Source organism: Pseudomonas sp. 18.1.10 (assembly GCF_024655625.1).
Lineage (GTDB): Bacteria > Pseudomonadota > Gammaproteobacteria > Pseudomonadales > Pseudomonadaceae > Aquipseudomonas.
In genome coordinates, this window is record NZ_JANLGL010000463.1 from 1 (window position 1) to 956 (window position 956).

General features: G+C 62.2%; 1 protein-coding gene. It reads left to right on the top strand.

The genetic code is table 11. The features are described 5' to 3' along the window. The first annotated feature begins 179 nt into the window (after positions 1–179). Positions 180–872: an RNA polymerase sigma factor FliA gene (locus NUV89_RS29705; protein WP_257784121.1), complete on the top strand. Its 693-nt coding sequence runs from the start codon at positions 180–182 to the stop codon at positions 870–872. Positions 873–956 lie beyond the last annotated feature (84 nt).

Here is a 956-nt window from a genome sequence, read left to right on the forward strand (position 1 = left end):
ATCCACCGCTTTCGCGAGCAAGCCCGCTCCCACACAAGCCCGCTCCCACATTTGGCTCTGTGTTATCTGCGAGAGCTAAGCACTGAATACATTGCCTGCCACAGGGCTGTTCTGCGCTTAGGGCACCCACCCCAGCAGTAATAATCCCGTGGATTTTCTGTCTTTCGCAGGCGCACACGATGTATACGGCACAGGGCAAGATAAACCAGCAGGAAGTGCTCCAGCAGTACCTGCCCATGGTCCGGCGCCAGGCGCTCGGGCTGAAGACCCGGTTGCCGTCCAATATTGAACTGGACGACTTGATCCAGGCCGGCAGCATCGGCTTGCTCGATGCCATGACGCGCTATGACTTGAATGTCGGCGCGACCTTCGCCACCTTCGCCTCCCAGCGCATTCGCGGGGCGATGATCGACGAGTTGCGCACCCGCGACTGGGTGCCCCGCAGCGTGCGGCGCAATGCGCGGGCGGTGGAAGAAGCGATGCACCGCGTCGAACAGAACCTCGGCCGCCCGGCCAAGGAGCGTGAAGTGGCCTCGGCCATGGGCCTGACGCTGGCCGACTACCAGAAGGTGCTCGACGACACCAACGGCAGCCAGATGCTGCCCTTCGACGATATCGACGAAGAACACAGCGAAGGCTCCAGCTCGCGCCTGCAAACGCCGTTCGCCGAACTGCTCAACGAACGCAACCGCGCCGACCTGACCCGCGCCATCGACGCCCTGCCCGCGCGGGAACGGCTGCTGCTTGCGCTGTGTCATCACGAGAGGCTCAACTTGCGTGAGATTGGGGTGGTGCTGGAGGTGAGTGAGAGTCGGGTGTGTCAGTTGCATGCCCAGGCGATTGCGCGGTTGCATGTGAGCATGAAGGGCTAAGCCGCCACATTCCTAAGATCACCAGAGATCAAAATGTGGGAGCGGGCTTGTGTGGGAGCGGGCTTGCTCGCGAATGCGGTGGGT